The following is a 6000-nucleotide window of genomic DNA, read 5'->3' as shown; positions in this document are numbered from 1 at the left end:
CTGTCCGCCCGCCCTGCCCTGGCCGCCGGGGCCGCCGCCGTCATGCGCCGCGCCGCCCGGTCCGTCGCCCGCAGGCCCCTGGGCCACGGCCATGCCGCCAAAGACGACCCCCAGGCCGCAAAGCGCGGCCGCGACAAGCGTTCTGGTGCGTAGGGCTGCCGATGCGGTCAGCATTCCGTGTCCGATAGCTGCTAGAATTGCCTTCCTGCATAGCGTCCGGCATGGGCCGGGAACAAATCAACGCTTTGTTAGACGGCCCGCGTGACCATCCGTCCCGTTGCTCTTGAGCAACGGCATCCCATATGGTATACGACTGCATACAATTTGCCGCGTGTCGCCCTTGCGCTGCCACGCGGCATCGGGCAAAGCAAGGCCACGCACGCCCGACCCATCCAATTCGCAGACAGGGAGGCCCCCATGCCCATCCAGATCGGAACCGACACCGCCAAGACGCGCCGCACATTGACGGCGGGCGGCAGGGATTACGCCTATTATTCCATCGCCGCCGCGACCGAAGCCGGACTCGGCGACTTTTCGAAACTGCCCGCCGCGCTGAAGGTCGTGCTGGAAAACCTGCTCCGCTTCGAGGATGGCGGCTTCTCGGTGTCGGTGGACGACATCAAGGCCTTCGGCGAATGGGCGTCGCTGGGCGGCAAGAACCCGCGCGAGATCAACTATCGCCCTGCCCGCGTGCTGATGCAGGACTTCACCGGCGTTCCGGCAGTCGTGGACTTGGCCGCGATGCGCGACGGGATCATCGGCCTGGGCGGCAACGCGCAGAAGATCAACCCGCTGAACCCGGTGGATCTGGTCATCGACCATTCGGTGATGATCGACGAATTCGGCAACCCCCGCGCCTTCCAGAAGAACGTGGATCTGGAATACGAACGCAACATCGAGCGTTACCAGTTCCTGAAATGGGGCCAGAACGCGTTCCAGAACTTCCGCGTGGTGCCGCCGGGAACCGGCATCTGCCACCAGGTGAACCTGGAATACCTGGCTCAGACCGTCTGGACCGACACCGACCAGAACGGCGCCCTTGTCGCCTATCCCGATACCCTGGTGGGCACCGACTCGCATACCACCATGGTCAACGGCCTGGCCGTCCTGGGCTGGGGCGTCGGCGGGATCGAGGCCGAGGCCGCGATGCTGGGCCAGCCCGTGTCCATGCTGATCCCCGAGGTCGTGGGCTTCAAGCTGACCGGCCGCATGGTCGAGGGCACGACGGCCACCGACCTCGTGCTGAAGGTCGTGCAGATGCTGCGCAAGCACGGCGTCGTCGGCAAGTTCGTCGAATTCTACGGCGAGGGGCTGGACAACCTGCCGCTGGCCGACCGCGCGACCATCGCCAACATGGCCCCCGAATACGGCGCCACCTGCGGCTTCTTCCCAATCGACGATGAAACCCTGCGCTATCTGCGCAACACCGGCCGCGACGAGGATCGCATCGCCCTGGTCGAAGCCTATGCGAAGGAAAACGGCTTCTGGCGCGGCGCGGATTATGCGCCGATCTATTCTTCGACGCTGGAACTGGACATGGGCACCATCGTGCCCGCGATCTCGGGCCCCAAGCGCCCGCAGGATTACCTGCCGCTGACCGATTCCGCCTCCACCTTCGGCAAGCTGGTCGCGGATTATCGCGGCGGCGCGCAGGACGGTGAGGTGATGGTTCGTGACGCCGTGCGCACCGTTCCGGTCGAAGGCACGGACTATTCCATCCGCGACGGCTCGGTAGTGATCGCGGCGATCACGTCCTGCACCAACACCTCGAACCCCTACGTCATGATCGGAGCCGGTCTGGTGGCGCGGAAGGCCCGCGCGCTTGGCCTGAACCGCAAGCCTTGGGTCAAGACCTCGCTGGCGCCCGGTTCGCAGGTCGTGGGCGAATACCTGGAAGCCGCCGGCCTGCAGGAAGATCTGGACGCCCTGGGCTTCAACCTTGTGGGTTACGGCTGCACCACCTGCATCGGCAACTCGGGGCCGCTGGGCGATCCGGCGATCAGCAAGGCGATCCACGACAACGACCTGGTCGCGACTGCCGTGCTGTCGGGCAACCGCAACTTCGAAGGGCGCATCAGCCCCGACGTGCGCGCGAACTTCCTGGCCTCGCCGCCGCTGGTCGTGGCCTATGCCATCGCGGGCGATCTGAACGTGGATCTGACCAAGGACCCGATCGGGCAGACCCCGGAAGGCAAGGATGTCTATCTGAAGGACATCTGGCCCACCAACCAGGAAATCGCCGATCTGGTTCATGCGACGGTGACGCGAGAGGCGTTCCAGTCGAAATACGCCGACGTTTTCAAGGGCGACGAACGCTGGCAGGCGGTCGAGGTCACCGACAGCGAGACCTATGACTGGCCGCCGACCTCGACCTATATCCAGAACCCGCCCTACTTCCGCGGCATGGCCAAGGAGGCGGGCGTCATCAGCGACATCGACGGCGCGCGCGTCCTGGCGATCCTGGGCGACATGATCACCACAGACCACATCAGCCCGGCCGGTTCGTTCAAGCCGACCACGCCTGCGGGCCAGTACCTGACCGAACGGCAGGTCGCGCCCAAGGACTTCAACAGCTACGGCTCGCGTCGCGGCAACCACGAGATCATGATGCGCGGCACCTTCGCCAACATCCGTATCAGGAACGAGATGCTGGACGGCGTGGAAGGCGGCTTCACCAAGGGTCCGGACGGGCAGCAGACGACGATCTTCGACGCCTCGATGGCCTATCAGGACGCCGGCACGCCGCTGGTGATCTTCGGCGGCATCGAATACGGCGCCGGATCGTCCCGCGACTGGGCGGCCAAGGGCACCAACCTGCTGGGCGTCAAGGCGGTCATCGTCGAGTCCTTCGAGCGCATCCACCGTTCGAACCTGGTAGGCATGGGCGTCGTCCCGTTCGAGTTCCTGCCGGGCGAGAACCGCAAGACGCTGGGCCTGAAGGGCGACGAGGTGGTGTCGATCCACGGCCTTGCGGGCGACTTCAAGCCGCTGTCGCTGGTGCCCTGCACCATCCGCTATGCCGACGGCACCGTGAAGGAGATCCAGCTCAAGGCCCGCGTCGATACCGAGGTCGAGATCGAATACCTCAAGAACGGCGGCGTGCTGCATTACGTGCTGCGCAACCTGGCCCGCGCCTGATCCGGTCCGATAGCCACGCGAAACCCCCGCTGTCCCGCAGCGGGGGTTTTTCATTGACCCCGACCCCCTTCCCCGCCATATCCCCCCTGCGCGGAGGGCTGGATGACCGCGGCGGCAACGTCGAGGAAAGTCCGGACTCCATGAGGCGACGGTGCCGGGTAACGCCCGGCGGGGGCAACCCCAGGGAAAGCGCCACAGAGAACAGACCGCCGCTGTCCGCAGCGGCAAGGGTGAAACGGTGGGGTAAGAGCCCACCGGGGGCCTGGCAACAGGCCCCGCATGGCAAGCCCCACCGGGAGCAATGCCGAATAGGGACCGCGCGCGGGGGCAACCCCGCAGGGCCGCCTTGCCCCAGCAGGTCCGGGTAGGCAGCTTGATCCGGCGGGCAACCGCCGGGCCAGAGGAATGGTCATCCAGCCGCGAAAGCGGTGGACAGAATCCGGCTTACAGGCCCTCCGCGCAATCTGACCCCTTTCGCCGTGATTTCCCCGGCGATTCGGGTTGACTTCGGCCTGCCGGTGGGTAAAAGGCGGGCTCCAAACGAATTCCACGGGGTCTGCGCCGCGCGATTGCCCCGAAGCAGGAGCGATACCATGGCGAAGCCGACCACCATCAAGATCCGGCTGAACTCGACCGCCGGCACGGGCCACTTCTACGTGACCAAGAAGAACGCCCGCACCATGACCGAGAAGATGACCGTCCGCAAATACGACCCGGTTGTCCGTCAGCACGTCGAATACAAGGAAGGCAAGATCAAGTAAGGATCTTGCCGGACGGGACCGGACCGATGGTTCGGCCTACGGAACAAGGGCGCCCGCGGGCGCCCTTTTCTGTTGCGGGGCGGCGCGGCTCCGTCGGCGTCGAAGACCCCCGCGCCTGATTCCACCCGTGCAACCTTGCCCCGCATCTGCTAGACTGCCCCCCGAGGACGGTTCGGCCCGGCATGATCGCGGGCGGGTGCCGGGTTCTCCGGCTGACGCCTCGCCCGGGTGCGGGCCCTCCAGCAAGGGAGGATGCAGCCATGCCTGACAAGACGATCGGAAACCCCGTCAGTTGGAGCGCGCAACGGCTGGCCGGCATGGGCCGCGGCCTCGGCTCGGCGGTCGAGGGGATCGGCAGCCACGAGATGATCCGGCCCGAGGTCAGAAACATCGACGGGGGCGACATCCGCGCGGCGCTGCGCAAGGGGTCCGAGGACTTCACCGCCCTGCGCTCGGACGTGATCATCGCGGTGGCGCTTTATCCCGTGATCGGCTTCGTCCTTGCCGTCTGGGCCTTCAACACGGGACAGGTGCACCTGCTGTTCCCGCTGGTCGCGGGATTTCCGCTGGTGGGGCCGGTCGCGGCGGTCGGCCTTTACGAGATGAGCCGGCGGACTGGGGCGCGGCGCTGGGCACGCTGACGGGCCGGGTGATGGGACCGGTGCTGATGCTGGGCCTTCTTCTTGCCGTGGTCTTCGTCGTCTGGCTCTTTGCCGCGCACGGGATCTGGGCAGCCACCCTCGGGCCCGATCCCCAGGGCAGCCTTTCGGCCTTTCTCCACGAGGCTTTCACCACGAACGAAGGCTGGAGAATGATCCTTGCCGGGCTCGCCACCGGCTTTGTCTTCGCGGCCGTGGTGCTCTGCATCAGCCTGGTGTCCTTTCCGATGCTGATCGACCGGCCGGTGGGCGTGCCCGTGGCGCTGGCGACCTCGATCGCCGTCGCGCGCCGCAACCCCGGCCCGACCGCCCTGTGGGGGCTGATCGTCGCGCTGTCGCTGCTGCTGGGGATGATCCCGTTTTTCGCCGGGCTGATCGTCGTGCTGCCCATTCTCGGCCATGCGACGTGGCACTTGTATCGACGGGCCGTGGCCTGGCCGGACCAGGAAACCCGACCCGGACGCTAGGGCGGTCGCCGGGTCGCCGGGACAGCGCCTTAGGGCAGCACGAACTCCACCCCCGGCAGCACGGCGATTTCCGCCACGTCGGCGCGATAGGTCTCGGTCACCCGGTCCACCAGGTCCTGGCTCCAGCCCGGCAGGTCGATCACCTGATCCAGGACGGCAGGCAGGGCATGGCTTTCGATCACCTGCGAGGACATCTCGCGGCGCTGCGCGATGCTGAGCCGGTCCTGGGCGGACAAGGCCTCCTTGAGACGGGTCAGCCCGGCGTCGTCCAGAATCTCCTCAAGATACATCATCCCGCCCTTCAGGGGGACATCCGGGGCCACGTTGCCGACCAGGCGGGCGATCTCGGGCCAGATGAGGGGGACGTCCTCGTGGCACCAGATCACCACGCGATGCCCCGGAACGGCGCGCAACAGCCCCTGGATGGCATCGCGCCAGCGCAAGTCCAGCGGATGACGGCCCTGCATCAGCACATGATAGCCGCCGCCGGTGAAGATCGGCAGCACCTCGGCGATCAGGGTGGCCGGATTGCGGATGGCCAGGAAGAACTCGACCTCGTGATCGGGGAACAGATTGGCCAGCGCGGCCGCCCGGGCGCCCATCTGGGGATAAAGCCCGGTCTGCCCGACCACCCGGCCCGGCGCGCCCATGAAGGTGGGCGTGGAAAAGACCGCGCGGCTGGGGGTCTCGCTGTGCAGCACCGCGTCCAGCATGATCTGCTGCATCTCGGCGGTGGCGGGCCCGCCCTTCAGCGACATCAGCGCCTCTTCGAACAACCCGCGATGGCGGTTCGGGGTGATGACATCGGTGCCGTTCTGCATCAGCCCGTCGCGGTTGTTCAGCAGCGTCTTCAGCAGCCTGTCGCCATCCGTGCCGTGCACCCCCAGATGAAACACCATCTGCATATCGAAATCGTCCCTTTTCTTCGTCTCAACCTGCGCGGGTGATGCCGCACAGTAGCGAGGCAGGTTGCGC

The 6000-nt window shown here is 66.5% G+C and carries 3 protein-coding genes, 1 other RNA gene and 1 pseudogene; 4 read left to right on the top strand and 1 reads right to left on the bottom strand.

Going from position 1 to position 6000, the window contains the following annotated elements:
* Positions 1-417: 417 nt before the first annotated feature.
* The 4 genes and pseudogenes from acnA (at position 418) to J0F76_RS21365 (ending at position 5025) form a co-directional block, all read left to right on the top strand.
* A complete protein-coding gene (acnA, locus tag J0F76_RS14665) occupies positions 418-3138 on the top strand; it encodes an aconitate hydratase AcnA (protein ID WP_207470571.1) in 2721 nt (906 codons plus the stop codon).
* Positions 3139-3228: 90 nt separating this feature from the next.
* Positions 3229-3601, top strand: an RNA gene (gene rnpB, locus J0F76_RS14660) — RNase P RNA component class A.
* Positions 3602-3731: 130 nt separating this feature from the next.
* Positions 3732-3899: a 50S ribosomal protein L33 gene (gene rpmG, locus J0F76_RS14655; RefSeq protein ID WP_022707377.1), complete on the top strand. Its 168-nt coding sequence runs from the start codon at positions 3732-3734 to the stop codon at positions 3897-3899.
* A 182-nt stretch (positions 3900-4081) separates the two neighbouring features.
* Positions 4082-5025, top strand: a pseudogene (locus J0F76_RS21365) (DUF2189 domain-containing protein).
* Positions 5026-5054: 29 nt separating this feature from the next.
* Here the strand turns inward: J0F76_RS21365 and J0F76_RS14645 are convergent.
* Positions 5055-5930, bottom strand: coding sequence for a hypothetical protein (locus J0F76_RS14645; RefSeq protein ID WP_207470569.1), 876 nt, complete (start codon positions 5928-5930; stop codon positions 5055-5057).
* Positions 5931-6000: the final 70 nt, after the last annotated feature.

This window comes from Paracoccus fontiphilus, from assembly GCF_017356265.1.
Classification (GTDB): Bacteria; Pseudomonadota; Alphaproteobacteria; order Rhodobacterales; family Rhodobacteraceae; genus Paracoccus; species Paracoccus fontiphilus.
This window is presented reverse-complemented; position numbering and strand designations above follow the sequence as displayed.